The 24,522-nt window shown below is 68.4% G+C and carries 27 protein-coding genes and 1 tRNA gene; 21 read left to right on the forward strand and 7 right to left on the reverse strand.

The features are described 5' to 3' along the window. The first annotated feature begins 11 nt into the window (after positions 1-11). The gene (gene odhB, locus ACYQ0J_RS12145; RefSeq protein ID WP_460172435.1) at positions 12-1,211 is read left to right on the forward strand and encodes a 2-oxoglutarate dehydrogenase complex dihydrolipoyllysine-residue succinyltransferase; all 1,200 of its coding nucleotides are present in this window, start codon (positions 12-14) and stop codon (positions 1,209-1,211) included. Position 1,212: 1 nt separating this feature from the next. Beyond that, the gene (gene lpdA / locus ACYQ0J_RS12150) at positions 1,213-2,580 is read left to right on the forward strand and encodes a dihydrolipoyl dehydrogenase (protein ID WP_460172372.1); all 1,368 of its coding nucleotides are present in this window, start codon (positions 1,213-1,215) and stop codon (positions 2,578-2,580) included. Here the strand turns inward: lpdA and ACYQ0J_RS12155 are convergent. The 3 genes from ACYQ0J_RS12155 to ACYQ0J_RS12165 all read right to left on the reverse strand — a co-directional run bounded on the left by ACYQ0J_RS12155 (position 2,534) and on the right by ACYQ0J_RS12165 (position 6,053). Then, positions 2,534-2,959 (reverse strand): hypothetical protein, encoded by a 426-nt coding sequence (locus ACYQ0J_RS12155; protein WP_460172373.1) that lies wholly within the window; start codon positions 2,957-2,959, stop codon positions 2,534-2,536. The two genes, lpdA and ACYQ0J_RS12155, sit on opposite strands and share 47 nt — an antisense overlap. Before the next feature lie 77 nt (positions 2,960-3,036). After that, positions 3,037-4,461 (reverse strand): S8 family serine peptidase, encoded by a 1,425-nt coding sequence (locus tag ACYQ0J_RS12160; RefSeq protein ID WP_460172374.1) that lies wholly within the window; start codon positions 4,459-4,461, stop codon positions 3,037-3,039. Between the two features lie 14 nt (positions 4,462-4,475). Then, the gene (locus ACYQ0J_RS12165) at positions 4,476-6,053 is read right to left on the reverse strand and encodes a hypothetical protein (RefSeq protein ID WP_460172375.1); all 1,578 of its coding nucleotides are present in this window, start codon (positions 6,051-6,053) and stop codon (positions 4,476-4,478) included. A 129-nt stretch (positions 6,054-6,182) separates the two neighbouring features. Here ACYQ0J_RS12165 and ACYQ0J_RS12170 point away from each other — a divergent pair, with 129 nt between their 5' ends. The 5 genes from ACYQ0J_RS12170 to carA all read left to right on the forward strand — a co-directional run bounded on the left by ACYQ0J_RS12170 (position 6,183) and on the right by carA (position 10,824). Then, on the forward strand, positions 6,183-7,385 hold the full coding sequence (locus ACYQ0J_RS12170; protein ID WP_460172376.1) for an argininosuccinate synthase: 1,203 nt from the start codon (positions 6,183-6,185) through the stop codon (positions 7,383-7,385). Beyond that, a complete protein-coding gene (gene argH, locus ACYQ0J_RS12175) occupies positions 7,375-8,763 on the forward strand; it encodes an argininosuccinate lyase (RefSeq protein WP_460172377.1) in 1,389 nt (462 codons plus the stop codon). Before ACYQ0J_RS12170 ends, argH begins: the two co-directional genes overlap by 11 nt. A gap of 1 nt (position 8,764) precedes the next feature. Continuing rightward, positions 8,765-9,298: an N-acetyltransferase gene (locus ACYQ0J_RS12180; RefSeq protein WP_460172436.1), complete on the forward strand. Its 534-nt coding sequence runs from the start codon at positions 8,765-8,767 to the stop codon at positions 9,296-9,298. A gap of 1 nt (position 9,299) precedes the next feature. Next, entirely contained in the window at positions 9,300-9,563 is a 264-nt protein-coding gene (locus ACYQ0J_RS12185; protein WP_460172378.1) for a type II toxin-antitoxin system HicB family antitoxin, read from the forward strand. Positions 9,564-9,648: 85 nt separating this feature from the next. Next, positions 9,649-10,824, forward strand: coding sequence for a glutamine-hydrolyzing carbamoyl-phosphate synthase small subunit (gene carA, locus ACYQ0J_RS12190; protein WP_460172379.1), 1,176 nt, complete (start codon positions 9,649-9,651; stop codon positions 10,822-10,824). Here the strand turns inward: carA and ACYQ0J_RS12195 are convergent, their stop codons facing one another. Beyond that, positions 10,825-12,456, reverse strand: a complete 1,632-nt coding sequence (locus ACYQ0J_RS12195; RefSeq protein ID WP_460172380.1) for a formate--tetrahydrofolate ligase — start codon at positions 12,454-12,456, stop codon at positions 10,825-10,827. A 22-nt stretch (positions 12,457-12,478) separates the two neighbouring features. Continuing rightward, positions 12,479-13,411, reverse strand: coding sequence for a threonine/serine dehydratase (locus tag ACYQ0J_RS12200; protein WP_460172381.1), 933 nt, complete (start codon positions 13,409-13,411; stop codon positions 12,479-12,481). A gap of 64 nt (positions 13,412-13,475) precedes the next feature. Between ACYQ0J_RS12200 and secG the strand changes: the two genes are divergently transcribed. The 9 genes from secG (at position 13,476) to rsfS (ending at position 18,271) form a co-directional block, all read left to right on the forward strand. Beyond that, positions 13,476-13,703, forward strand: coding sequence for a preprotein translocase subunit SecG (gene secG, locus ACYQ0J_RS12205; protein ID WP_460172382.1), 228 nt, complete (start codon positions 13,476-13,478; stop codon positions 13,701-13,703). Between the two features lie 36 nt (positions 13,704-13,739). Beyond that, positions 13,740-13,815: transfer RNA gene (locus tag ACYQ0J_RS12210), tRNA-Ala, on the forward strand. Between the two features lie 101 nt (positions 13,816-13,916). After that, positions 13,917-14,222 (forward strand): 50S ribosomal protein L21, encoded by a 306-nt coding sequence (gene rplU / locus ACYQ0J_RS12215; RefSeq protein WP_460172383.1) that lies wholly within the window; start codon positions 13,917-13,919, stop codon positions 14,220-14,222. A gap of 3 nt (positions 14,223-14,225) precedes the next feature. Then, on the forward strand, positions 14,226-14,483 hold the full coding sequence (rpmA, locus tag ACYQ0J_RS12220) for a 50S ribosomal protein L27 (RefSeq protein ID WP_460172384.1): 258 nt from the start codon (positions 14,226-14,228) through the stop codon (positions 14,481-14,483). A gap of 13 nt (positions 14,484-14,496) precedes the next feature. Next, positions 14,497-15,747 (forward strand): GTPase ObgE, encoded by a 1,251-nt coding sequence (gene obgE, locus ACYQ0J_RS12225; protein ID WP_460172385.1) that lies wholly within the window; start codon positions 14,497-14,499, stop codon positions 15,745-15,747. After that, positions 15,747-16,307, forward strand: coding sequence for a nicotinate-nucleotide adenylyltransferase (gene nadD, locus ACYQ0J_RS12230; RefSeq protein WP_460172386.1), 561 nt, complete (start codon positions 15,747-15,749; stop codon positions 16,305-16,307). Before obgE ends, nadD begins: the two co-directional genes overlap by 1 nt. Continuing rightward, entirely contained in the window at positions 16,282-16,836 is a 555-nt protein-coding gene (yqeK, locus tag ACYQ0J_RS12235) for a bis(5'-nucleosyl)-tetraphosphatase (symmetrical) YqeK (protein WP_460172387.1), read from the forward strand. Before nadD ends, yqeK begins: the two co-directional genes overlap by 26 nt. Beyond that, the gene (locus ACYQ0J_RS12240) at positions 16,826-17,923 is read left to right on the forward strand and encodes an LCP family protein (protein WP_460172388.1); all 1,098 of its coding nucleotides are present in this window, start codon (positions 16,826-16,828) and stop codon (positions 17,921-17,923) included. The genes yqeK and ACYQ0J_RS12240 overlap by 11 nt, the downstream gene beginning before the upstream one ends. A gap of 6 nt (positions 17,924-17,929) precedes the next feature. Continuing rightward, positions 17,930-18,271 (forward strand): ribosome silencing factor, encoded by a 342-nt coding sequence (gene rsfS / locus ACYQ0J_RS12245; protein ID WP_460172389.1) that lies wholly within the window; start codon positions 17,930-17,932, stop codon positions 18,269-18,271. Between the two features lie 4 nt (positions 18,272-18,275). Here the strand turns inward: rsfS and ACYQ0J_RS12250 are convergent, their stop codons facing one another. Further along, on the reverse strand, positions 18,276-18,557 hold the full coding sequence (locus tag ACYQ0J_RS12250; RefSeq protein ID WP_460172390.1) for a hypothetical protein: 282 nt from the start codon (positions 18,555-18,557) through the stop codon (positions 18,276-18,278). A gap of 21 nt (positions 18,558-18,578) precedes the next feature. Between ACYQ0J_RS12250 and panC the strand changes: the two genes are divergently transcribed. The 3 genes from panC to fba all read left to right on the forward strand — a co-directional run bounded on the left by panC (position 18,579) and on the right by fba (position 21,574). Beyond that, a complete protein-coding gene (gene panC / locus ACYQ0J_RS12255) occupies positions 18,579-19,409 on the forward strand; it encodes a pantoate--beta-alanine ligase (RefSeq protein ID WP_460172391.1) in 831 nt (276 codons plus the stop codon). Continuing rightward, on the forward strand, positions 19,406-20,515 hold the full coding sequence (locus tag ACYQ0J_RS12260; protein WP_460172392.1) for a type IV pilus twitching motility protein PilT: 1,110 nt from the start codon (positions 19,406-19,408) through the stop codon (positions 20,513-20,515). The genes panC and ACYQ0J_RS12260 overlap by 4 nt, the downstream gene beginning before the upstream one ends. Before the next feature lie 141 nt (positions 20,516-20,656). Then, positions 20,657-21,574 carry a class II fructose-1,6-bisphosphate aldolase gene (fba, locus tag ACYQ0J_RS12265; RefSeq protein WP_460172437.1) on the forward strand — a complete coding sequence of 306 codons (918 nt, stop codon included), beginning with the start codon at positions 20,657-20,659 and terminating at the stop codon, positions 21,572-21,574. Positions 21,575-21,662: 88 nt separating this feature from the next. Here the strand turns inward: fba and ACYQ0J_RS12270 are convergent, their stop codons facing one another. Continuing rightward, positions 21,663-22,181: a Uma2 family endonuclease gene (locus tag ACYQ0J_RS12270; RefSeq protein ID WP_460172393.1), complete on the reverse strand. Its 519-nt coding sequence runs from the start codon at positions 22,179-22,181 to the stop codon at positions 21,663-21,665. A gap of 22 nt (positions 22,182-22,203) precedes the next feature. Between ACYQ0J_RS12270 and ACYQ0J_RS12275 the strand changes: the two genes are divergently transcribed. Together ACYQ0J_RS12275 and ACYQ0J_RS12280 are read left to right on the forward strand one after the other, a co-directional pair. After that, the gene (locus ACYQ0J_RS12275; protein WP_460172394.1) at positions 22,204-23,475 is read left to right on the forward strand and encodes a thymidine phosphorylase; all 1,272 of its coding nucleotides are present in this window, start codon (positions 22,204-22,206) and stop codon (positions 23,473-23,475) included. A 141-nt stretch (positions 23,476-23,616) separates the two neighbouring features. Then, entirely contained in the window at positions 23,617-24,516 is a 900-nt protein-coding gene (locus tag ACYQ0J_RS12280; RefSeq protein ID WP_460172395.1) for a peptidoglycan DD-metalloendopeptidase family protein, read from the forward strand. Positions 24,517-24,522 lie beyond the last annotated feature (6 nt).

Genomic DNA, 24,522 nt, shown 5'->3' on the forward strand with positions numbered 1-24,522 from the left:
GGGAGGTAGCCGTGCAAGAGCTGAAAGTGCCCTCCGTGGGCGAGTCCATCGTGGAAGTGGAAGTGGGTACCTGGCTAAAGCGGGAAGGGGAAGCCTTCCAGGCCGATGAGCCCCTGGTGGAGCTCATCACCGACAAGGCCACCCTGGAGCTCCCCGCCCCCTTTGCGGGGACCCTGAAGAAGATCCTGAAGAACACGGGGGAGACGGCCCGGGTGGGGGAGGCCATCGCCCTCCTGGAGGAGGGGGCGGTGGAGGCCAGGCCCCAGGCCCAAGCGCCCGCGGAAGCCCCGGAGCCTTTGGCCATGCCCGCCGCGGAGCGGCTCATGCGGGAGAAGGGGGTCTCCCCGGAGGCGGTGGCGGGCACGGGGCTCGGTGGCCGCATCCTCAAGGAGGACGTGGAGCGCCACCTGGAGACCCACCCGGCCCCAAGCCCAAAGCCCGTAGAGGCCGCACCCCCCCCTTCCCGGCCCGCGCCGCTCCCGCCCGCCCAGGCCCCCGCCGACAAGCCCTGGCGGGTGGATGAGGTGGTCCCCATGACCCCCTTGCGCCGCCGGATCGCCGAGCGTCTCCTCCTGGCCCGGCAGACCACGGCCATGCTCACCACCTTCAACGAGGCGGACATGGCGGCGGTGATCGCCCTGAGGAAGGAACTCGGCGAGGCCTTCCAGAAGAAGCACGGGGTGAAGCTGGGCTTCATGAGCTTCTTCGTCAAGGCCGTGGTCCAGGCCCTCAAGGAGATCCCCGAGCTCAACGCCGAGATCCGGGACAACGCCATCGTCTACCACCGCTACTACGACATCGGCATCGCCGTGGGCGGGGGCGAGGGCCTGGTGGTGCCCGTGATCCGGGACGCCGACCGCCTCTCCTTCGCCGAAATCGAGCGCCAGATCGCGGACTTCGCCGAGCGGGCCCGCACCAAGAAGCTCAAGCCCGAGGAGCTCATGGGGGGCACCTTCACCATCACCAACGGGGGGATCTACGGTTCCCTGAACTCCACCCCCCTCCTCAACCCGCCCCAGGTGGGCATCCTTGGCATGCACGCCATCCAGGAAAGGCCCGTGGCCCGGGACGGCCAGGTGGTCATCCGCCCCATGATGTACCTCGCCCTCTCCTACGACCACCGCATCGTGGACGGGCGGGAGGCGGTGACCTTCCTCCGCCGGGTGAAGGAGCTCATTGAAAACCCGGCCCGCCTGCTTCTGGAGGTGTAGCGTGTACGACCTTCTGGTCATCGGCGCCGGTCCCGGGGGGTACGTGGCCGCCATCCGGGCGGCCCAGCTCGGGATGAAGGTGGGGGTGGTGGAGAAGGAAAAGGCCCTCGGGGGGACCTGCCTCAGGGTGGGGTGCATCCCCTCCAAGGCCCTCCTGGAGACCAGCGAGCGCATCTACGAGGCCAAGAAGGGCCTTCTGGGGGCCAAGGTGAAGGGCTTTAGCCTGGACCTTCCCGCCCTCATGGCCCACAAGGACAAGGTGGTCCAGGCCAACACCCAGGGGATCGAGTTCCTCTTCAAGAAAAACGGCATCGCCCGCCATCAGGGCACGGCCCGCTTCCTCTCTGAGCGCAAGGTCTTGGTGGAGGAGACGGGGGAGGAGCTAGAAGCCCGCTTCATCCTTATCGCCACGGGAAGCGCCCCCCTCATCCCCCCTTGGGCCCAGGTGGACTACGAAAGGGTGGTGACCTCCACCGAGGCCCTCGCCTTCCCCGAGGTGCCAAAGAGGCTCATCGTGGTGGGGGGCGGGGTGATCGGGCTGGAGCTCGGGGTGGTCTGGCACCGCCTGGGGGCGGAGGTCCTCGTCCTGGAGTACCTGGACCGGATCCTCCCCACCATGGACCTCGAGGTCTCCCGGGCGGCGGAGAGGGTCTTCAAGAAGCAGGGCCTCACGATCCGCACCGGGGTGCGGGTCACCGCCGTGGTGCCCGAGGCCGAGGGGGCCCGGGTGGAGCTTGAGGGGGGCGAGGTCCTGGAGGCGGACCGGGTCCTCGTGGCCGTGGGCCGGAGGCCCTACACTGAAGGCCTTGCCTTGGAGAACGCCGGGCTTGCCACGGACGAGAAGGGCCGCATCCCCGTGGACGAGCACCTGAGGACCCGCGTCCCCCACATCTACGCCATCGGGGACGTGGTGCGGGGGCCCATGCTCGCCCACAAGGCGAGCGAGGAGGGAATCGCCGCCGTGGAGCACATGGCGCGGGGCTTCGGCCACGTGGACTACCAGGCCATCCCCAGCGTGGTCTACACCCACCCCGAGGTGGCCGGGGTAGGCTATACCGAGGAGGAACTCAAGGAAAAGGGTATCCCCTACAAGGTAGGGAAGTTCCCCTACTCCGCCAGCGGCCGCGCCCGGGCCATGGGGGAGACCGAGGGCTTCGTCAAGGTCCTGGCCCACGCCAAGACCGACCGCATCCTGGGGGTTCACGGCATCGGGGCCCGGGTGGGGGACATCCTGGCAGAGGCCGCCCTGGCCATCTTCTTCAAGGCCAGCGCCGAGGACTTAGGCCGCGCCCCCCACGCCCACCCCTCCCTCCCCGAGATCCTCAAGGAGGCGGCGCTGGCGGCGTGGGAGCGGCCGATTCACCTGTAGGAGCCTTTAGCGCCAGGCTGAGGCGGTAAGGTCCGAGGCTCCAGGTGCCCAGGAGGACGCTTAGGGGTGCCTGAAGCCTGAGGTTTTCCTCCCGGCTGTAGAGCAAAAGGAGGTAACGCTCTGGGCTGGCCTCGAGGGGTAGCTCCACCGCACCGTCGGCCCCGGTGAGCCTCGGTAGACTCTGCCGGAGGGGCAAGCGGTTGGGGGAGATCTCCTGGAGTTGGACCAAAACGTTGGCTAGGGGCACGTTGCCCTTGGTGACTCCTACTCGCAAAAGCCAGATGGGCTTCGGTTCTTCCGGGGGCTTCGGCCGAGGAATGGGGGCTTGGGCTAGGGCGAGGCCTAAGAAGAGCAAGAAAAGGCCGACTTTGATTCTCATGGAATACCTCCCGGATTGAACGGGCCCCCGGGTGGGGCCGGGGGCCTAAATAAACCAGATGCTATTGACCCCAGATGCTATTGACCCAAGAGGATGTCCAGGCTGGCCTTGGCGTCCACGAGGCCGTAGCCGTACTGCCCCCCGGCGGCGTAGTCCGGCTTGGCGGCCTGGGCAGTAAGCTTGGCGTTGGCCCCTTGTTCCAGGGCCTGCCGGATGGCCTCCGGGGTGGCGCTGGGTTGGGCGGAAAGCAGGAGGGCCACCACACCGGTTACATGGGGTGCGGCCATGGAGGTGCCCTGCAGGAAGGCGTAGGGATCGCCGGGGTTTTGGGCCACGGGCACCGTGGAGAGGATCGCCGCCCCGGGGGCCACCACGGTGACGTAGGGCCCGGCGTTGGAGAAGCCCGCCCGGCGGTTATCGTTGCTGCTGGCCCCCACGCCGATCACCCCAGGGAGGAGGGTGCTGTAGCTCACAGGATAGGAGGGCAGGTTGCCGGAGCGGTAGGAGTTCCCGGCGGAGAAAACGTAGACCACCCCCTTGCTCGTTCCGTACTGGAGGACGTCCAGGAAGGCCTTGCTCCGGGCCCCGGAACCCCAGGAGTTGTTCACCACCTTGGCCCCGCAGTCGGCGGCATACTTCAGGGCCCGCACCAGCATGTAGTTGGTGCCGCCGAAGTAGCCTAAGCCCCGCAGGACCATGATCCTGGCCTCGGGGGCGACGCCCACCACTCCTTGGCCGTTGGCCGCGGCGGCGATGGTGCCCGCCACGTGGGTGCCGTGGCCGCCGGAGTCGGAGGGGTCGGTGTCGTCGTCCACGAAGTCGTAGCCGTGGAGACCGGGGCAGGCGGCGCTGTTTGGGTTAGGGTTGGTCCAGAGGTTGGCCTGGAGGTCGGGATGGGCGAGGTCTACTCCCTCGTCCACCACGGCCACCACCACGCCTTGGCCCCGGTAGCCCTGGTCCCAGACCTCAGGGGCCCGGATGCGGTGGATACCCCAGAGGTAGGGGACGTTGGTGTAGGAGGTGCCGTCCGCCCCCGTGGTCGCCAAAGGATCTCCAGGTGGGACGCTGGTGAAGTAGGGGTCGGTGACGCTGTCCGAATAGGCCTGGGGCCTTAAAGCCTGGGGCGTTTGAGGAAGGCTTAGGGCGGTGAGGACCTCCCGGGCGGGGTTGGCCACCCAGTAGTTGGGCTCGGCGTACTCCACCTCGGGACGCGCGCCGTACGCCTGGATGTAGGCCTCTTCTTGCCCCTCGGGGACCTTCACCCGCACCAGGCTGCCCCAAACGGGGTCGGAAAGGTGTTGCATCGCCCAACTCTCCCCTAAGGGCGCCAGGCTTTGGGGCTGGAGGCCGGGCTTGTACTTGACCAGAATCTCCCCAGCTACCGCGGGCTCGCCCCCGATAGCGGTGAGCCTAGGTCCGGAGGGAGGGACCTGGGTTTGCGGGTTTTGGCCGCAAGCGGCAAGCAGTAGGACAAGGGGGATCAGGTTCTTCCAGAAGCGCATGGCTTCCTCCTTGCTTACTGGACCGTGAAGGAGCGGGTTTCGCTCACGCTCTCCCGGTAGCCGTTTTGCAGGAGGTTCTGGTAGGCGGCCTGGGGGCCGGGAAGGTGGCCCAGGCTTTCCCGGAAGGCCTGGGCCAGCTCGCCCCGGTAGCGGCTGACCGGAGCGGCCCTAAAGTGCTGCAGGCGCGGGTAGCGTTCCAAATCCAGGTACAGCCGGGCCTGAAGGGCGGCGGGGTCCATGCCGATGTACTCCAGCATTTCCGTCTGGTCGTCGGTGTAAACGTCCCAGAAGTAGGTGGCTCCGCTTTGCAAGGCCACGGGGACGGTGATGGAGGTGTTGGGGGTGAAGCCAGCCCAAACAAGGGCGCCTTGGGCATCGTACACCGAGACCACGTAGATCTTGGCTCCGTTCACCGGGCTCCAGGAAAGGGTGGGGTTGGCCCCCAGGCTTGCTCCGTCGTTCACCTGGAGCTTGGGGGTGTCCAGGAAGGTGGCGGTGAGGCCTTGGCCAAGGTTGGTGCCGTCCCGCCACTGATAGACCCGGGAGAAATCCTTTACCTCAAAGGTATCCGGGTCCAGCCGCAGGGCCATGTGAAGGAAGGAGATTTGTTGGGCGGTGGTTCCAGAGGGGATCTTGTACACCCGAACCGCCTTGGTGGTTTGCCCGAGGTAGTAGTACTGGCCGAGCTCCACCTCCCCCGAGTGGATGGCGTGGGCGAAGGAGGGAACGCTTACGCCGTAGGCGTTCCAATTGGGGTCGTTGGGGTTGAAGTTGAACCCGGAGAGGCCGGAGTAGTCGTGGGCCACCTGGAGGGTGGCAACCCGGCTCGGGTTGGCCCCGGGGTCAAAGGCCTCCAGAGCCACGTCTTGAGGGGTGGTGGAGCCGTTCAGGTACACCCTCACCTCGGGGATGTACTGGAACTCGCTCCAGTAGTACTCGGTGGCGGTGTTGCAGTCCCCCGTGTCGGTTCCCGTGTAGTTCCCCGCCCAGAGGCTTCCTGAGGCGGCGTAGAGGTTGTTGGTGGAGGCCACGGGGATCTGGTACTGGCCGCCCGCGTTCGTGGTCACGGTACGGAAACCGCCGAAGACGACGAGCCCGTCTTCGCAAGGTGCAGGGGGGAGAGAGAGCTGGGAAGCGTTCCTGGGTGTGGTGCTCGCCACCGGATTGCCGTTTAGGGTCACCGTGCCTGCCACGTACCCCGTGCGGGTGGGGTAGCCGGGGAGGGTCCTCGAGGCCGGAGCCGGTAGGTAGAGGTTCATCTCCGAGGCGGCGCCGTAGGGAGACTTGTAGGCTGCCAGGGGGACTGCTTCGTAAGTGAGGGCCGCCATTCCCTGGCCTGCAGGAGGAATGACGGTGAGGGTGAACGTCTGTGCGTTGCCGGGGATTTGCAGCGTGAAGCCCCCGTCTAGACCGGTGCTGGTCTGAACGGTCTGATTGCCCGCTTTCACCACCACCTTGGCCCCGTGGACCGGCTGCCCCCCGGCGCTAGGGCTAGTGAAGACGTGCCCTTGGATGCCCTGAGGGGGAGGGGGGGTACAGGCCCAAAGGCCCCAGGCCAAGAAACTTAAGGCGGTCAGCCAGCGTCTTTTCATACCTGACCTCCTTTCAAGGCAAGGACATTATTGCACTCAACCCTAAACCCGTCAAGCACAGGGCTTGAGCCGGGGCTTTCGTGATGTATACTTATGCATGCCCCTCGAGGGGGGTAGACTGGGAGGGACATGAAGATCGTCTTGGCCTACTCCGGCGGACTGGACACCAGCGTCATCCTGAAGTGGCTCAAGGAGACCTACCACGCCGAGGTCATCGCCTTCACCGCGGACATCGGCCAGGGAGAAGAGGTAGAGGAGGCCCGGGAGAAGGCGCTGAGGACGGGCGCCTCCAAGGCCATCGCCTTGGACCTCAAGGAGGAGTTCGTCCGCGACTTCGTCTTCCCCATGATGCGGGCTGGGGCGGTGTACGAGGGCTACTACCTCCTTGGGACCGCCATCGCGAGGCCCCTCATCGCCAAGCACCTGGTGAGGATCGCCGAGGAGGAGGGGGCGGAGGCCGTTTCCCACGGGGCCACGGGGAAGGGGAACGACCAGGTGCGCTTTGAGCTCACCGCCTACGCCCTGAAGCCGGACATCCGGGTCATCGCCCCCTGGCGGGAGTGGCGCTTCCAGGGCCGAAAGGAGATGATGGCCTACGCCGAGGCCCACGGCATCCCCGTCCCCGTGACCCAGGAGAAGCCCTACTCCATGGACGCCAACCTCCTGCATATTTCCTACGAGGGGGGGGTCCTCGAGGACCCCTGGGCCGAGCCCCCCAAGGGGATGTTCCGCATGACCCAAGACCCCGAGGAGGCCCCGGACGCCCCGGAGTACGTGGAGGTGGAATTTTTTGAGGGGGACCCGGTGGCGGTGAACGGGGAAAGGCTTTCCCCGGCGGCCCTCCTGCAAAGGCTTAACGAGATCGGAGGGCGGCACGGGGTGGGCCGGGTGGACATCGTGGAAAACCGCTTCGTGGGCATGAAGTCCCGGGGGGTCTACGAGACCCCGGGGGGGACGATCCTCTATCATGCCCGGCGCGCGGTGGAAAGCCTCACCCTGGACCGGGAGGTCCTCCACCAAAGGGACATGCTCTCCCCCAAGTACGCGGAACTCGTCTACTACGGCTTCTGGTACGCCCCGGAGCGGGAGGCCCTCCAGGCCTACTTTGACCACGTGGCGAGGGCGGTCACGGGGGTGGCCCGGCTCAAGCTCTACAAGGGAGGGGTCTACGTGGTGGGGAGGAGGGCCCCGAAGAGCCTCTACCGGAAGGACCTGGTCTCCTTTGACGAGCTTGGGGGCTACGACCAGAAGGACGCCGAGGGCTTCATCAAGATCCAGGCCCTGCGCCTGAGGGTGCGGGCCCTTTTGGAGAGGGAGGGCCATGGCGCATAGGACCTGGGGCGGGCGCTTCGGGGAGGGGCCGGATGCCCTGGCCCTCCGCTTCAACGCCTCCCTCCCCTTTGACCGGGCCCTCTGGCGGGAGGACCTCTGGCAAAACCGGGTCCACGCCCGCATGCTCCACGCCGTGGGCCTCCTCACCGCAGAGGAGCTCGAGGCCATCCTGAAGGGCTTGGACCGGATAGAGGAGGAGATCGAGGCGGGCACCTTCCCCTGGCGGGAGGAGCTTGAGGACGTGCACATGAACCTCGAGGCCCGCCTCACGGAGCTTGTGGGCCCCCCAGGGGGCAAGCTCCACACCGCCCGTAGCCGCAACGACCAGGTGACCACGGACCTGAGGCTTTACCTACGGGGGGCTATAGACGAGCTCTTGGCCCTTCTCCTTGAGCTCAGGCGGGCCCTGGTGCGGGAGGCGGAGAGGCATCTGGACCCCCCTTATGTCCTTCCCGGCTACACCCACCTGCAGCGGGCCCAGCCCGTGCTCCTCTCCCACTGGTTTTTGGCCTACTACGAGATGCTTGGGCGGGACGCAGGGCGCCTGGAGGACGCCCGGGAGCGCCTCAACGAAAGCCCTCTGGGGGCGGCCGCCCTGGCGGGGACGGGCTTCCCCATAGACCGGCACTACACCGCAAGGGAGCTAGGCTTTAGGGCCCCCATGCGGAACTCCCTGGACGCGGTGGCCTCCCGGGACTTCGCCTTAGAAGTTCTTTCCGCCCTGAATATCGGCATGCTCCACCTCTCCCGCCTCGCCGAGGAGCTCATCCTCTTCAGCACCGAGGAGTTCGGCTTCGTGGAGGTGCCGGACGCCTTCGCCACCGGGTCTTCCATCATGCCCCAGAAGAAGAACCCGGACGTCCTGGAGCTCATCCGGGCCAAGGCGGGGAGGGTGTTGGGGGCCCTGGTGGGGCTTTCCGCGGTGGTGAAGGGCCTCCCCCTTGCCTACAACAAGGACCTCCAGGAGGACAAGGAGCCCCTTTTGGATGCCCTCGCCACCTACCGGGATAGCCTCAGGCTCCTCGCCGCCCTGCTCCCCGGGCTCAGGTGGCGGCGGGAGAGGATGTGGCGGGCGGCGGAGGAGGGCTATGCCCTCGCCACGGAGCTTGCCGACTACCTGGCGGAAAAGGGGCTTCCCTTCCGGGAGGCCCACCACGTGGTGGGAAGGCTGGTGCGGCGGCTTCTGGAGGAGGGGCGGGCCCTCAAGGACCTCACCCTGGAGGAGCTCCAGGCCCACCATCCCCTCTTCGCCGAGGACGCCCTCCCCCTCCTTCACCTGGAGACCGCCATCCACAGGCGCCGCTCCTATGGGGGCACGGCCCCCCTGGCGGTGCGGGAAAGGCTTTTGGAGGCCAAGAAGGAGGTGGGCCTTGACTGAGGTGAAAGGGCTCCCGCTTTTCCCGGTGGTCCTCCCCGAGGTGCGCCGGGAGGCCGCGGTGGAGCTCAGGAAGGCGCGCCTAAAGGACGTGGACGCCATCTACTGGCTCATCCGCTACTGGGCGGAGAAGGGCCTCATGCTGGTGCGTAGCCACAGCCATCTCTACGAGAACATCCGGGACTTTCAGGTCCTCGAGGACGAGGACGGCCACATCGTGGGCACGGTGGCCCTCCACGTCCTCTGGCGGGACCTGGCCGAGGTCCGGGGCCTTGCCGTGCACCCCGAGCGCCAGGGGCAGGGCCTCGGGCGCTGGCTCGTGCTGGGGGCGGAGCGGGAGGCGCGGGATTTGGGGCTTCCCCGGGTCTTCGCCTGGACCCTCCAGGTGGGCTTCTTCCGGGCCCTGGGCTACCAGGTGACCACCCGGGAGGCCCTGCCCCCTAAGGTCTGGAGCGAGTGCAACGCCTGCCCCTTCTACGAGAACTGCCGGGAGATCGCCGTCATCAAGGAGCTTTCCCCGGCGCCCTTCGGGGGCTAGAATGGGTGGGATGGGCACCCTGACCCGCTACTTGGCGGAGGCCATGGCCCGGGCCCGCTACGAGCTCATCGCGGACGAGGAGCCCTACTACGGGGAAGTCCCGGACTTACCCGGGGTCTGGGCCACGGGGAAGAGCCTGAGGGAGTGCGAGGCCAACCTGCAGGCGGCCCTGGAGGACTGGCTTCTCTTTCTTCTCTCCCGGGGTGAGACGCCCCCGCCCTTGGGCGAGGTCCGCATTGAGCTACCCCATGGCGAGGCGGCCTAGGCTGGTGTCCTGATCCCCACCGGGGTGAGATTGGCGTGGACCTTCTAAAGCGCATCCTGAAGCAAGCGGGGATAGAGGAGGAGGAATGGCTAGGGTGAGGGAGCGCGCCGTTTTGGTGCTGGAAGACGGCACCGTCTACCACGGCTACGCCTTCGGCGCCCGGGGGAAGACGGTGGGGGAGGTGGTTTTCAACACCGCCCAGACGGGCTACCAGGAGATCATGACCGACCCCAGCTACCACGGGCAGATCGTGGTCATGACCTACCCCCACCAGGGCAACTACGGGGTGAATGTCTACGACATGCAGTCCAACCGCCCCTGGGTCAAGGGCTTCGTGGCCAAGGAATTCAGCCGCTTCGCCTCCAACCCCCGCGCCCAGCAGACCCTGGGGGAGTTCATGGAGTTCTACGGGGTGGTGGGGATTGAGGGCATAGACACAAGGGCCCTGGTGCGGAAGATCCGGGAAGGGGGGGTCCTGAAGGGGACCATCGCCCACGCGAGCCTCTTTGGTCCTCCCGACCACGCCTTCGCCCAAGAGGAGCTCGAGGCCCTGCGCCAGGAGGCCAAGGCCTGGACGGACATAGACGGCCGGGACATGACCCCCGAGGTCTCCACCCCTCTGCCCTACGCCTGGCCCACCCTGAAGTCGGGGCGGCGCATCGTGGTCATGGACTTCGGCATCAAGCACGCCATCGTGGAGAACCTGGCCGCCCTAGGCTTCGAGATCCTGGTGGTCCCCGGGAAGACCCCGGCCAGCCAGATCATGGCCCTGGAGCCCCACGGGCTTTTCATCTCCAACGGCCCCGGCGACCCCTCCATGCCCCGGTACGCCCACGAGACCATCTGGAAGCTAATGGGGCTTCTGCCCACCTTCGGCATCTGCCTGGGGCACCAGCTTCTGGCCCTGGCGGCGGGGGGGCGCACCTACAAGATGAAGTTCGGCCACCGGGGGGCCAACCACCCGGTGAAGAACCTGCAGACGGGGAAGATCGAGATCACCAGCCAGAACCACGGCTACGCGGTGGACATAGACTCCCTCAAGGACTTCCGCCCCACCCACGTGAACTTGAACGATGGCACCCTCGAGGGCATGGCCCACACCCGCTACCCCGTCTTCTCCGTGCAGTACCACCCCGAGGCCGCCCCCGGGCCCCACGATGCCCTCTACCTCTTCCGCCGCTTCCTGGAGGAGGTGGAGGCCTTCCACGGGGCCACGGGGCTTCCCGTGGAGAAGCAACGGGCGGACCAGCACGGGATTTAGCTAGTAATCCATACCCCGGATGTTTCCCTCCTCGTCCACGTCAATCCCGAAGGCCTGGGGGGTCTTGGGGAGGCCGGGGAGGGTCTCTATGCCCCCCATGTAGACCACCACGAAGCCCGCGCCCAGGCGGCACTTCAGGTCCGTGACCCGCACGCGGAAGCCCCTGGGCCTGCCCCGGAGCCTGGGGTTGTCGGAGAGGGAGGTGGCGGCCTTGGCCATCACCACGGGCAAAGCCTCGCAACCCTCCTTCTTGGCGGCCTTGAGGGCCCTTTTGGCCTCCTCGCTCCACTCCACCCCATCCGCCCCGTAGACCCGGGTGGCGATGGCCTCCACCTTCGCCTCCAGGGGGGCTTCCAGGGGATAGAGGGGCCGGTAGGCGTGGGGAAGGGCGAGGGCCTCGAGGACCTTCTCCGCCAGGTCCAGACCCCCCTCCCCCCCCTTGGCGTAGACCTCGCTTAGGGCGAAGAGGAGGCCCCGCTCCTGGGCGAAGCCTTGGACGAGGGCGATCTCCTCCGGGGCGTCGCTGGGGAAGCGGTTGAGGACGATCACGGGCTTGTAGCCGAAAAGCTCCGCGTTCTCCACGTGCTTTTCCAGGTTGGCGAGGCCCCTTTTCACCGCCTCGAGGTCCGGCATCTCGTAGGCGTCCTGGCCCCCGTGGTAGCGGAGGGCCCTTAGGGTGGCCACCAAAACCACCGCCTCCGGCACCAGCCCGCCCGCGCGGGCCACCACGTCCATGAACTTCTCCAGGCCCAGGTCCGTGGCGAAGCCCGCCTCCTGCACCACGTAGTCCGCCAGGCCCAAGGCGAAGAGGCTGGCCCTAAGGGAGTTGGTCCCGTGGGCGATGTTGCCGAAAGGCCCCATGTGGACGAAGGCGGGGTTGCCCTCCGCCGTCTGCACCAGGTTGGGGAGGAAGGCCTGCCGGAGGAGGGCGGCCATGGCCCCCACCGCCTGGAGGTCCTCGGCGTAGACGGGCTTGCCCTCGTGGGTGAAGGCCACCCGCATCCGGCCGAGGCGCCGCTTCAGGTCCTTGAAGTCCCGGGCCAGGCTCATGAGGGCCATGACCTCGCTGGCCACGGTGAGCTCAAAGCTCCCCTCCCGGGGGACCCCGTGGGCCTTGCCGCCGAGCCCCAGGACCACGTGCCTCAGGGCCCGGTCGTTCATGTCGATGGCCCGCTTGAGCTCTATGCGCCTGGGGTCTATGCCGAGCTCGTTCCCTTGGTGAAGGTGGTTGTCCAGGAGGGCGTTCAGGAGGTTCACCGCGCTGGTCACCGCGTGGAAGTCCCCGGTGAAGTGGAGGTTGATCTCGTGCCGGGGCTCCACGCGGGCCCTTCCGCCCCCCGTGGCCCCGCCCTTGACCCCGAAGACGGGGCCCAGGGAGGGCTCCCTTAGGGCCAGGGCCGCCCGCTTCCCCAGGCGCCACAGGGCGTCCACCAGGCCGATGGCCGTGGTGGTCTTGCCCTCCCCTGCCGGGGTGGGGGTGATGGCCGTGACCAGGATGAGCCGGCCCTTGGCCTTTGGGGGCTCCCCCAGCACCTTGGCCATATGGGGGCCGTAGAGGTAAAGCCTGTCCCGGCCTAGGCCGAGCTTCGCCGCCACTTCCTCTATGGGTAGGAGGGTTTCCTTGACGATCACGGGGTAAGCTTACCCCACCCCCTTAGGGAGAGAAGTCCCGGTTGCCCCCGGAGAGGAGGAGGGCGAGGATCCTGGGAAGCCTCGCCCCGTGCTCCAGCACCGCGGCCAGGGGCAGGGCCCCCGTGGGCTCCACCACCTGCTTGGTGCGGGTGAAGAGGAGGCGCTCGGCCTCGAGGATCGCCTCCTCGCTCACCGTGAGGATCCCGTCCACTTTCTCCTTGAGGATGGGAAAGGTGTGCTTGCCCAGGCTTAGCGTGCGCACCCCGTCCGCCCGGGTCCTGGGGGGCGCCTCCAGGCGGAGGATCCTTCCCGCCTCCAGGCTCCTCCTGGCGTCGTCGGCCCCCACGGGCTCCACCCCCAGGACCAGGGTCTTGGGGGAGAGGGCCTTCACCGCCGTGGCGATGCCGGCGAGGAGCCCCCCGCCCCCCACGGGGACGAGGACGGCCTCGGGGAAGAGGCCCCGCTTCCCCGCCTGGGCCAGAAGCTCCAGCCCCGCCGTTCCCTGCCCGGCCATGACCAGGGGATCGTCAAAGGGGTGGATGAAGGCGTAGCCCGTCTCCCGGAGGAGGGCCTCGGCCACCTCCTCCCGGTTCTCCACCCGGACCCCTTGGTCCACCACCTCGGCCCCGTAGGCCCGGGTGGCCGCCTTCTTGAGGGGGCTTGCGTCCTCGGGCATGACGATGAGGGCCTTGACCCCAAGCACCCGCGCGGCGTAGGCCACCCCTTGGGCGTGGTTGCCGCTGGAGACCGCCAGAAGCCCCTTGGGGTTTTCCAGGGCGAGGGCCTTGGAAAGCGCCCCCCGCGCCTTGAAGCTCCCGGTCTTCTGCAGGTGCTCGGCCTTGAGGAGGAGGCGCTTGCCCAGAAGCTCGTCCAAGAGCCTCGAGGTCAAAAGGGGCGTGCGGTGGGTGTAGGGGGCGATGCGCCGGAAGGCGGCGTGGATCTCGGACAGGTCCATGGCCCCATCTTGCCCCTTCGTTGGGGTGGACACCCCCGCTTCCCCGCGCTAAAGTGGGAGAGGTATGGACTTCCTCTACACCCTGGTCATCCTCCTTTTCCTCGGCGTGGCGGGGCTTTTGGTCTACCTGGTGCTGGTGCAGGAGCCCAAGCAGGGGGCGGGGGACCTCATGGGCGGCTCCGCGGACCTCTTCTCCGCCCGCGGCGTCACCGGGGGCCTCTACCGCCTCACCGTCATCCTGGGGGCGGTCTTCGCCGCCTTGGCCCTCCTCATCGGCCTCTGGCCCCGTTGACAAGAAGCCTCCCCCTCGGTACCATAGGCGTTGCCTGGGGCCGTGGCGCAGTTGGGAGCGCGCCTCAATGGCATTGAGGAGGTCAGGGGTTCGAATCCCCTCGGCTCCACCAGGAAAGCCCCCCGCACGGGGGGCTTTGGCTTGCAGGAGCCCGGGGCCTCCGGTATAGTGAAAGACCGGTAGGCCCTTCGGGGCCCTGGGAAGGGGAAGGCCATGTTCGCAATCGTCAAGACGGGAGGCAAGCAGTACCGGGTGGAGCCCGGTCTGAAGCTAAGGGTGGAGAGGCTGGCGGCGGAGCCGGGCAGCCAAGTAGAGCTTCCGGTCCTCTTCCTCGGCGGGGAGAAAGCCGCGGTGGGCACCCCCGTGGTGGAGGGGGCCAAGGTGGTGGCGGAGGTCCTCGCCCACGGCCGGGGCAAGAAGATCACCATCTCCCGCTTCAAGGCCAAGGTGCAGTACCGCCGCAAGAAGGGGCACCGCCAGCCCTACACCGAGATCCTCATCAAGGAGATCCGGGGGTGAGCCATGGCGCATAAAAAGGGTCTGGGTTCCACCAAGAACGGCCGCGACTCCCAGGCGAAGCGCCTCGGGGTCAAGCGCTACGGGGGCCAGGTGGTGCGGGCGGGCCACGTCCTGGTCCGCCAGCGGGGCACCAAGTTCAAGCCCGGGAAGAACGTGGGCATGGGCCGGGACTTCACCCTCTTCGCCCTGGTGGACGGGGTGGTGGAGTTCCAGGACAAGGGGCGGCTGGGCCGCTTCGTGAGCGTGCGCCCTTTGGCGTAGGCCGCTAACCTCGGTGTTCCAAGACGTTCTCCAGATCACCGTCGCCGCCGGCAGGGGTGGCGACGGTGCGGTCTCTTTCCGCCGGGAGAAGTTCGTGCCCAAGGGAGGGCCGGACGGGGGAGACGGGGGGCGGGGGGGGAACGTCTACCTGAGGGCCAAGGGCAGCGTGGACTCCCTCTCGGAGCTTTCCAAGCGCACCTACAAGGCCGAGGACGGAGAACACGGCAAGGGAAGCGGCCAGCACGGCCGGGCCGGGCGGGACCTCTACATAGAGGTGCCCCGGGGCACCCGGGTCTACGATGCCGACACCGGGGAACTCCTGGGCGACCTCACCCAGGAGGGGGAGACCCTTTTGGTGGCTCGAGGCGGGGAAGGGGGCAGGGGCAACCTGCACTTCGTCACCCCCACCCGCCAGGCCCCCCGCTTCGCCGAGGCGGGGGAGGAGGGGGAGCGGCGCAGGCTCAGGCTGGAGCTCATGCTCATCGCCGACGTGGGGCTGGTGGGCTACCCCAACGCGGGGAAGAGCAGCCTCCTGGCCGCCACCACCCGGGCCCACCCCAAGATCGCCCCCTACCCCTTCACCACCCTGAGCCCCAACCTGGGGGTGGTGGAGGTGGGGGAGGAGGGGCGGTTTACCCTGGCCGATATCCCCGGCATCATCGCGGGGGCGAGCCAGGGCAAGGGCCTGGGCCTGGAGTTTTTGCGCCACATCGCCCGCACCCGGGTGCTCCTCTACGTGCTGGACGCCACGGAGGAGCCCCTCCGGGCCTTCCGCACCCTGCGGGAGGAGGTGGGGGCCTACGATAAGGACCTCCTGCAGCGTCCGAGCCTCATCGCCCTCAACAAGGTGGACCTCCTCTCCCCCGAGGAGGTCAGGGCCCGGGTGGGGGAGCTGGCCCAAGAGGGCCTTCCCGTCCTCCCCGTGAGCGCCCTCACGGGGGAGGGCCTGGCCGAGCTTAAGGAGGCCCTCTGGAGCCTGGTCCGGTCCACCCCGGCCCCCGAGCTTCCCAAGCCCGCGCCCAGGGCCGAGGTAGAGGCGGGGGTGGAGGTGGTGCCGGTGGCGGAAGGGGTCTACGAGGTGCGGGCCCCCGAGGTGGAGCGCTACCTCAAGCGCCTCAAGGGGGACCTCTCCGAGGCCGCAGGCTACCTCCAGGAGGTGTTCAAGCGCCACGGGGTGGAGGCGGCCCTTAGGGCCAAGGGGGTGCGGGCCGGGGATGTGGTGCGCCTGGCGGGCCTGGAGTTTGAGTACGTCCCGGAGGTCTGATGCGCCTGGGCCTTTTCGGCGGAAGCTTTGACCCCATCCACCTGGGGCACCTCCTGGCCGCCAGCGAGGCGGCAAGCGCCCTAAGCCTGGACCGGGTGCTCTTCGTGGTGGCGGCCCGTCCCCCCCACAAGACCCCGGTGGCCCCTCCCGAGGCCCGCTACGAGATGGTCCTGCTGGCCACGGCGGAAGAGGAGCGCTTCTTCGCCTCCCGCCTGGAGCTGGACCGGCCCGGGCCCAGCTACACGGTGGACACCTTGGAGGAGGCCCGGAGGCTTTATCCGGGGGATGAAATCTTCTTCATCACCGGGGCCGACGCCTACCGGGACGTGCTCACCTGGAAGGAGGGGCATCGGCTGGCCAGGCTCGCCACCCTGGTGGCCGTGGCCCGGCCCGGGTATTCCCTGGAGGGGGTGCCCGTTCCCGTGGTCCCCCTCCTGGTGCCCGAGGTGGGGATTTCCAGCACGGAGATAAGGCGCAGGCTCAAGGAGGGGCGGAGCGTGCGCCACTGGGTGCCCCGGCCCGTGGAGGTGTACCTTGCGAAGCACGGTCTCTACCGGTGAACTCTTGGAGAAGGTGAGGGCCCTGGTGCGCCCCGAGCGCCTGGAGCACATCCTGCGGGTGGCCCACCTGGCCCGGGAGATCGCGGAGCGCAACGGCCTGGACGGGGAGAGGGCGTACCTGGCCGGCCTCCTCCACGACGCCGCCCGGGACCTCCCCGAGGGGGAGCTAAGGCGCCTGGCCCCCCCGGAAAACGAGGTGGAGGAGGCCCACCCCCTCTCCCTCCACGGCCGGGCCGCCCGGAGGCTGGCGGAGGCCTGGGGGGTTGGGGACGGGGAGATCTTGGAGGCGGTGGAGGGGCATGTCTACGGGGTGGACCCCAAAAACGGCATCGGCATGGCCCTCTACGTAGCCGATGTCTCCGAGCCGGGAAGGGGGGTCAACGGGGAGATCCGGGAGCTCGCCCTAAGGGGGGGGCTCCTCGAGGCCTACCGGCTGGCGGTGGCCAACAAGGTGAATTACCTCGCCGCCAAGGGGGTTCCCATCCACCCCAGGACCCTCGCGGTCTACCGTAGCCTCCATGCGCCCTAGGCTTTCCTTTCTCCTCTTGGGCCTGGCCCTCTTCGCCCTGGGCGGGGTGCTCTCCTGGCCCCGGGGCAAGGGGAACGAGGCCTTGCGCCCGGAGCGGGTGGGGCCCTTGCCGGAGGTGGCAGTGGTGGTGGCGGCCCGGGATATCGACTACTGCGGCTACCACACCCCCTGCGGCCCCGGGAGCCGCACGGACACCATCTTCTACGTGCGCCTGGCGGGACAGGAGGTGAGGGGGCTGGCCGTGCCCCGGGACCTCTACAGCCCCCTGGCCGGGGGCAAGATCAACGCCGCCTACGGCCGGGGCGGGGCGGAACTGCTTAAGAGGGCCGTGGAGGAGGCCACGGGCTTGGTGGTGGAGAGGCACCTCATCCTCACCTTGGAGAGCGTGGCCCGGGTGGTGGACGCGGTGGGGGGGGTGGAGGTCTACCTGGAAAGGCCCATGCGCTACACCGACCGGGCGGCCCGGCTCTTCATCGACCTCCCCGCGGGGTACGTGCACCTAAGCGGGGAGGAGGCGGTGAAGTACATGCGCTTCCGCCACGATGCCCTAGGGGATTACGCCCGCCTGGACCGCATCAAGGGGGTGCTCGGCCAGGTGCTCAAGAAGGCCCAGGACCCCCGCACCTGGCCTGCCCTGGCCCTGGCCCTGCGGGAGGCCTGGCGGGAGCTGGACACCGACCTCTCCCTGGAGGAGGTGCTGGGGTACCTGCCCGGGGTCCGGGGCCTGCGGCTTTCCCTGGCCACCCTGCCCACCTGGGAGGGGCCGGGGACCCTCCTTTACGTGGACGAGGCGGCCAGGGCCCGGATCCTCCAGGACTTCCTGGGGGCGACACCGCCCGCCTTGCCCCCCCAGGTCCCGGTGCGGCTTAGAGGGGAGCGCGGCCTCCTCCTCTGGGGGGAGGCCTTTTTGCGGCGGGAGGGGGTGGAGCCCATCCTGGAGGAGGCGGTGGTGGCGCGGAGCGCCGTGTACGCCCAGGACCTCAAGGCCGGGGCCTACTACGCCGACCTCTTCCACCTGCCCCTCCTCCTGCCCCACGGGCCCACGCCGGGCGTGGTGGTGGAGCTGGGGAAGGACCTGGTACAATGAGGGCGGATGGTGAAGACCAAGGAGGCGGTAGAGCTGGTCGGACGCATCAAGGATCTCCTTTGGGAAAAGAAGGCGGAGAAGGTGGTGGCCCTGGACCTGAGGGCCGTTTCCGAGAGCTTGGACTACTTCGTGGTGGCCAGCGCCACCAGCGCCCCTCACCTGCAGGCCCTGGAGCGCCACGTGCAGGAGAAGCTGGAGGAGGAGGGCCTCCGCCCCCGGCCCACCGAGGGCCAGAGCCCCCGCTGGGTGGTCCTGGACTACGGGGAGGTGGTGGTCCACCTCATGACCCCCGAGGCCCGGGAGTACTACGACCTCGAGGGCTTCTGGGCCGACGCGGAGCGGATTTAGGGCCCTACTTGACCCGGGGGGGAGCCAAGGGCCCCATGATGAATCTCTGGAAGGCCAGGTAAAACCCCAGGTAAACCAGAAGCTGGAACCAGAAGCTTTCCGCTAGCCTAAGCCCAAGCCCGGCCAGGAGGACGAGGACCGCCACCGCCAAGGCCATGACCGAGGTGGTGCGCAGGAAGACCCCGGGAAAGTACCTGAGGGCCTCGCGGAAGGACTTGGGCCTTCGCTCCTCCCACTCCTTCAGCGCCTTCTTCTTCAGTTTCTCCTCCCGCTTCTTCTTGCCCACGGGCAAAGTATACTGGGCCCCGTGAACGTGGTCCGCACCGTGGCCGACCTTCGGGCGGCCCTGCCCCGGAAGGGCGTGGGCTTCGTGCCCACCATGGGCTACCTCCACCGGGGCCACCTGGCCCTGGTGGAAAGGGCCCGGAGGGAAAACGCCTTCGTGGCGGTTTCCATCTTCGTGAACCCCTTGCAGTTCGGTCCCGGGGAGGACTACCACCGTTACCCCCGGGACTTAAAGCGGGACCAGACCCTCCTGGAGGAGGCGGGGGTGGACCTCCTCTTCGCCCCCAGCGTGGAGGAGATGTACCCCGAGGGCTTCGCCACCCGGGTCCGGGTGGAGGGACCCCTCACCGCCCTCTGGGAGGGGGCGGTGCGCCCCGGCCACTTCCAGGGGGTGGCCACGGTGGTGGCGCGCCTTTTCCTCCTTTTGGGGCCAGAGAGGGCCTACTTCGGGGAGAAGGACTACCAGCAGCTTTTGGTGATCCGGAAGATGGTCCGAGACCTGGGCTTTCCCCTGGAGGTGGTGGGGGTGCCCACGGTGCGGGAGGAGGACGGCCTGGCCCTTTCCAGCCGCAACGTCTACCTCGCCCCGGAGACCCGGAAGAAGGCCACGGTCCTCTACCGGGCCCTCTCGGCCATGCGGGAGGTGGCCCAGCGGGGAGGGAGCGTGGCCTTGGCCTTGCGGGAGGGGGAAGCGGTGCTGCGGGAGGTGCCCGAGTTCCGCGTGGACTACCTGGCCCTCGTGCACCCCGAGACCCTCCTGCCCCTTTCCGACTGGGTCCCGGGGGCCAGGGGCATCGCCGCCGGGCGCTTCCCGGAGGTGCGCCTCATCGACAACCTGGAGGTCTACCCATGAGCGAGGCTTACGCCCAGGAGGGGAAGCAGAGCCTCTTGGAGATGCTCAAGGCCATGGTCCAGGCCCGGGCCTCGGACATCCACCTGCAGGCGGGGGCCCCGCCCGTCATCCGGGTGGACGGGAAGCTCAGGCCCTTCGGCAACCGCCCCCTGACCCCCAAGGACACCGAGGCCATCGCCAAGGCCCTCCTCACCCCGGAGCAGCTGGAGGAGGTGGAGTACCGCAAGGAGATGGACTTCGCCTACACCATCCCCGGGGTGGCCCGCTTCCGCTGCAACCTCATGAGGCAGCGGGGGAGCTTTGGCCTGGTGATGCGGGTGGTGGCCGAGGTGATCCCGAGCTTTGAGGCCCTGGGCCTCCCCCGGGAGGTGCTGGAGGGCCTCGCCGCCAAGGAGCGGGGCCTCATCCTGGTCACGGGGCCCACGGGATCGGGCAAGAGCACCACCTTGGCGGCCCTCATCGACCACATCAACCTGCACTACGCCAAGAACATCATCACCATTGAGGACCCCATAGAGTTCCTGCACAGGCACAAGAAGAGCCTGGTGGTGCAGCGGGAGGTGGGCCTGGACACGGACAGCTTCTACTCCGGGGTCAAGTACGCCATGCGCCAGGACCCGGACGTGATCCTCATCGGGGAGATGCGGGATAAGGAGACGGTGGAGGCCGCCCTCATGGCCGCCCAGACGGGGCATCTGGTCCTCTCCACCCTGCACACCCTGGACGCCTGGCGCACCATCAACCGGGTCATCGAGTTCTTCCCCCTGCACGAGCACCAGCAGGTGCGCATCCTCCTGGCGGAGTCCCTTCTCGGCATCCTCTCCCAGCGCCTTTTGCCCCGGGCGGACGGCACGGGGCGGGTCTTGGCCCTCGAGGTGCTCATCGCCACCCCCTATGTGCGCGAGCTCATCAAGGACGAGGACAAGACGCCCCAGATCAAGGAGGCCATGATGGAGGGGGCCATCCATGGCATGCGCACCTTTGACCAGCACCTGGTGGAGCTCTACACCCAGGGCCTCATCTCCTTGGAGGACGCCCTTTCCGCCGCCACCAGCCCCCACGAGTTCCGCCTCCTCCTCACCAAGGCCACGGGGCAGGCCTACTGATACCACCCCACGCTGGCTTGGGCCAGCATGGGGGCCCCGGTAGGGAGGCCTGGTGGGGATTTCCTGCGGCAAGGGAGCCAACAACCCAAGGGTTTCCACGCTTCCATAAGGGGATGGGTATAATCCCGGGTGGAGGCGGTTATGCTGGTGACCGGTTTGGAGATCCTGCAGAAGGCGCGGGCGGAGGGCTACGGGGTGGGGGCCTTCAACACCAACAACATGGAGCTGACCCAGGCCATCCTCGAGGCCGCCGAGGAGGCGAAAAGCCCCGTGATCCTGGCCCTCTCGGAAGGGGCCTTGAAGTACGGGGGAAGGGCCCTCACCCGGATGGCGGTGGCCCTGGCCCAGGAGGCCCGGGTGCCCGTGGCCATCCACCTGGACCACGGCTCTAGCTACGAGAGCGTCCTAAGGGCCCTGAGGGAGGGCTTCACCAGCGTCATGATCGACAAGTCCCACGAGGACTTTGAGGCCAACGTGCGGGAGACCAAGCGGGTGGTGGAGGCGGCCCACGCGGTGGGGGTCACGGTGGAGGCGGAGCTTGGGCGGCTTGCGGGGATTGAGGAGCACGTGGCCGTGGACGAGAAGGACGCCCTCCTCACCAACCCCGAGGAGGCCCGCCTCTTCATGGAGAGGACGGGGGCCGACTACCTGGCGGTGGCCATCGGCACGAGCCACGGGGCCTACAAGGGGAAGGGAAGGCCCTTCATCGACCACCCCCGCCTGGAGCGGATCGCGGCCCTGGTGCCCGCCCCCCTGGTCCTCCACGGGGCGAGCGCCGTGCCCCCTGAGCTGGTGGAGCGCTTCCGCGCCGCAGGGGGCGAGATCGGGGAGGCCGCGGGCATCCACCCGGAGGACATCAAGAAGGCCATCTCCTTGGGCATCGCCAAGATCAACACCGACACCGACCTGCGCCTGGCCTTCACTGCCCTCATTCGGGAAGCCCTGGGGAAAAACCCCAAGGAGTTCGACCCGAGGAAGTACCTGGGGCCGGCCCGGGAGGCGGTGAAGGAGGTGGTGAAAAACCGCATGGCCCTCTTTGGCTCCGTCGGGAAGGCTTAATGCCACCCCATGCCGGCCTAGGCCGGCATGGGGGCCCCAGCGAAGGAGATAGGGCCGAAGGCGCGCGGCGGAAACAAGGCGCTGGCGCTTAATCCCAGGGGACCTTTACCCCGGGGAAGGCGAGGGGTTCGGCCTCCTCCCCGGGGAGGAGGATGCGGTGCTCCGTGTATACCCCGGCCTTGGGGGTGCGGTAGACGTGGAGGCGGTTTTCCTGGAGGTCCAGGACCCACACCTCGGGGATGCCCGCCTGGGCGTAGAGGGAAAGCGTAAGACCCTGGTCGTGCTCCAGGCTCGTTTCGGCCACCTCCACCAGGAGGAGCACGTCCTCGGGGGTGGGAAGCCCCTCCCCATAGCTTTTGGGCCGGAGAAGGGCCAGGTTGGGCTGGGGTTCGGAGTGGGGGGGGATGCGGATGGGGTTTTGCGGCCAGACCACGGCCCGATCCCCCAGGGCTTCCGTGAAGAGGCGGTTAAGCCGGGCCACGCTCCAGGCGTGCTTGGGACCGATGGGGCTCATCCGGTAGACCTCCCCTGCCAAAAGCTCCACGTCCCGTACCCCCCGGAAGAGCCTTTCGTACTCCTCCAGCTCGAACCGGTACCGGGTGGCCATGGCCTTAGCGTAGCATGGGCCCATGAACCCCGTGCTCTTTATCCGGGAGAAGCGGGAAGGGATGAAGCACCGCCGGGAGGACCTCGAGGCCTTCCTCCTGGGCTACCTCCGGGACGAGGTGCCGGACTACCAGGTTTCCGCCTGGCTCATGGCGGCCTTTCTGCGGGGCCTGGACCTGGAGGAGACCCTCTGGCTCACCGAGACCATGGCCCGCTCGGGGAAGGTTTTGGACCTTTCCGGCCTTCCCCATCCCGTGGACAAGCACTCCTCCGGGGGGGTGGGGGACAAGGTGAGCCTGGTGGTGGGGCCCATCCTGGCCGCAAGCGGGTGCACGGTGGCCAAGATGTCGGGCCGGGGCCTGGCCCACACCGGGGGGACCGTAGACAAGCTGGAGTCGGTGCCGGGCTGGCGGGGGGAGATGACGGAGGCGGAGTTTTTGGAGCTGGCCCGGAAAGTTGGCCTGGTCATCGCCGCCCAGAGCCCGGACCTCGCCCCCCTGGACGGGAAGCTTTACGCCCTGCGCGACGTGACGGCCACGGTGGAGAGCGTCCCCCTGATCGCCAGCTCCATCATGAGCAAGAAGCTGGCGGCGGGAGCGCGGAGCATCGTCTTGGACGTGAAGGTGGGCCGGGGGGCCTTCATGAAGACCCGGGAGGAGGCCCGCCTCCTGGCCAAGACCATGGTGGCCATCGGCCAGGGGGCGGGAAGGAGGGTGCGGGCCCTCCTCACCTCCATGGAGGCCCCCCTGGGACAAGCGGTGGGCAACGCCATAGAGGTGCGGGAGGCCATCGCGGCCCTTAAGGGGGAGGGCCCTGGGGACCTCCTGGCGGTGGCCCTGGCCCTGGCGGAGGAGGCCTTGAAGCTTGAAGGGCTGGACCCTGCCCTCGCCCGGAAGGCCCTGGAGACCGGGGCCGCTTTGGAGAAGTTCCGCGCCTTCCTCGAGGCCCAAGGGGGGGATCCCCGGGTGGTGGAGGACTTCTCCCTCCTCCCCTTGGGGGAGGAGCTTCCCCTTTTGAGCCAGGAGGAAGGCGTGGTGCGGGAGGTGGACGCCTACCGGGTGGGCCTCGCCGTCCTCGCCTTGGGCGGGGGGCGGAGGCGGAAAGGGGAGGCCATCGACCACGGGGTGGGGGTCTACCTCCTCAAAAAGCCCGGGGACCGGGTGGAGCGGGGAGAGGCCCTGGCCCTGGTCTACCACCGGGGCCGGGGCCTGGAGGAGGCCCTCGGGCACCTGCGGGAGGCCTACGCCCTGGGGGAGGAGGCCAGGCCCCTGCCCCTGGTCCTCGAGGTGGTCTAAGTACCTCAGAGTGGAGGCCCCAAAAAGGTTCCCGCGAAGCCCTAGCGGGCTGGCCAAAGAGCCTGGCGCCGGACTCTCCCATCTCCCAGGACGAAGGGGGAGATGGGGCCTTGGGGGGAGGGGGCTGGTATACTGCCAGGGATGAAAAGGCGGCCCGTGCGCTACACCCTCCTCCTGGCCCGAAGCGGCGGGGGGAGCCGCGCCCTTTCCCTGCCGGGATGGGCGCTTCTCCTTTTCCTCGCCCTCCTCGGCCTGTGGTCCGGGGCCAACCTCTACTTCTGGCACAAGAGCCGGGAGGCCCGGGCCCTGGAGGCCCGCCTTCGGGCCCTTGCCCAGGAGGCCAGGAGGCTTTCCCTGGCCTTGGAGGCGGAGAGGACCCAGAAGGAAACCCTTACCCAGGAGGCGGCCCGCACCAAAAAGGAGCTGGAGGAGCTCAGGAAGGCCATAGAGGAGCTCCGCCGCCGGGCGGGGCTTTCCCCCCTGAACGCCCGGCCCGTGCGCTACCAGGCGGGGGGGCAAGGGGGCGGGGCCATGGGGGCCTGGGCGGAGGTGCGGGCCGCGGTCTTGGACCTGAGGAACCAGCTTCAGGAGGTGGCCCCCGCCCTGGAGCGCACCCTGGAGGTGGAACGAAGCCGCCCCTTGGGCCTGCCCTTGCGGGGGCACGGGGGCGTGAGTTCCCCCTTTGGCCTGCGGAGAAACCCCTTCGGCCCCGGGTGGGAGTTCCACGACGGCCTGGACTTTGCCGCCCCCTACGGGACTCCCGTTTACGCCACGGGAACCGGGGTGGTGGCCCGGGCGGGGTGGATGGGCCCCTATGGCCTGGCCGTCCTCTTGGACCACGCGGAGGGTTACCAGAGCCTCTACGGCCACCTTTCCCGCCTGGCGGTGCGCCCGGGGCAGCGGGTGGAAAGGGGGCAGGTCCTGGGCTACGTGGGTTCCACGGGCCGCTCCACCGGCCCCCACCTGCACTACGCCGTTTACCGCCACGGCACCCCCTTGGACCCCAGGCCCTACCTGGACCCCCCCCTCGCCCACCGGTAAAATGGG

It is taken from the genome of Thermus sp. FJN-A, from assembly GCF_054655095.1.

What these genes read in the sequence shown, in the direction of transcription:
- fba (WP_460172437.1), top strand. Translation starts at nt 20,657, where the DNA reads ATGCTGGTGACCGGTTTGGAGATCCTGCAGAAGGCGCGGGCGGAGGGC.
- ACYQ0J_RS12160 (WP_460172374.1), bottom strand. Translation starts at nt 4,461, where the DNA reads ATGCGCTTCTGGAAGAACCTGATCCCCCTTGTCCTACTGCTTGCCGCT.
- ACYQ0J_RS12185 (WP_460172378.1), top strand. Translation starts at nt 9,300, where the DNA reads ATGGGTGGGATGGGCACCCTGACCCGCTACTTGGCGGAGGCCATGGCC.
- carA (WP_460172379.1), top strand. Translation starts at nt 9,649, where the DNA reads ATGGCTAGGGTGAGGGAGCGCGCCGTTTTGGTGCTGGAAGACGGCACC.
- secG (WP_460172382.1), top strand. Translation starts at nt 13,476, where the DNA reads ATGGACTTCCTCTACACCCTGGTCATCCTCCTTTTCCTCGGCGTGGCG.
- ACYQ0J_RS12280 (WP_460172395.1), top strand. Translation starts at nt 23,617, where the DNA reads ATGAAAAGGCGGCCCGTGCGCTACACCCTCCTCCTGGCCCGAAGCGGC.
- ACYQ0J_RS12275 (WP_460172394.1), top strand. Translation starts at nt 22,204, where the DNA reads ATGAACCCCGTGCTCTTTATCCGGGAGAAGCGGGAAGGGATGAAGCAC.
- ACYQ0J_RS12170 (WP_460172376.1), top strand. Translation starts at nt 6,183, where the DNA reads ATGAAGATCGTCTTGGCCTACTCCGGCGGACTGGACACCAGCGTCATC.
- ACYQ0J_RS12260 (WP_460172392.1), top strand. Translation starts at nt 19,406, where the DNA reads ATGAGCGAGGCTTACGCCCAGGAGGGGAAGCAGAGCCTCTTGGAGATG.
- nadD (WP_460172386.1), top strand. Translation starts at nt 15,747, where the DNA reads ATGCGCCTGGGCCTTTTCGGCGGAAGCTTTGACCCCATCCACCTGGGG.
- argH (WP_460172377.1), top strand. Translation starts at nt 7,375, where the DNA reads ATGGCGCATAGGACCTGGGGCGGGCGCTTCGGGGAGGGGCCGGATGCC.
- ACYQ0J_RS12240 (WP_460172388.1), top strand. Translation starts at nt 16,826, where the DNA reads ATGCGCCCTAGGCTTTCCTTTCTCCTCTTGGGCCTGGCCCTCTTCGCC.
- rsfS (WP_460172389.1), top strand. Translation starts at nt 17,930, where the DNA reads ATGGTGAAGACCAAGGAGGCGGTAGAGCTGGTCGGACGCATCAAGGAT.
- ACYQ0J_RS12155 (WP_460172373.1), bottom strand. Translation starts at nt 2,959, where the DNA reads ATGAGAATCAAAGTCGGCCTTTTCTTGCTCTTCTTAGGCCTCGCCCTA.
- ACYQ0J_RS12165 (WP_460172375.1), bottom strand. Translation starts at nt 6,053, where the DNA reads ATGAAAAGACGCTGGCTGACCGCCTTAAGTTTCTTGGCCTGGGGCCTT.
- ACYQ0J_RS12270 (WP_460172393.1), bottom strand. Translation starts at nt 22,181, where the DNA reads ATGGCCACCCGGTACCGGTTCGAGCTGGAGGAGTACGAAAGGCTCTTC.
- rplU (WP_460172383.1), top strand. Translation starts at nt 13,917, where the DNA reads ATGTTCGCAATCGTCAAGACGGGAGGCAAGCAGTACCGGGTGGAGCCC.
- ACYQ0J_RS12200 (WP_460172381.1), bottom strand. Translation starts at nt 13,411, where the DNA reads ATGGACCTGTCCGAGATCCACGCCGCCTTCCGGCGCATCGCCCCCTAC.
- rpmA (WP_460172384.1), top strand. Translation starts at nt 14,226, where the DNA reads ATGGCGCATAAAAAGGGTCTGGGTTCCACCAAGAACGGCCGCGACTCC.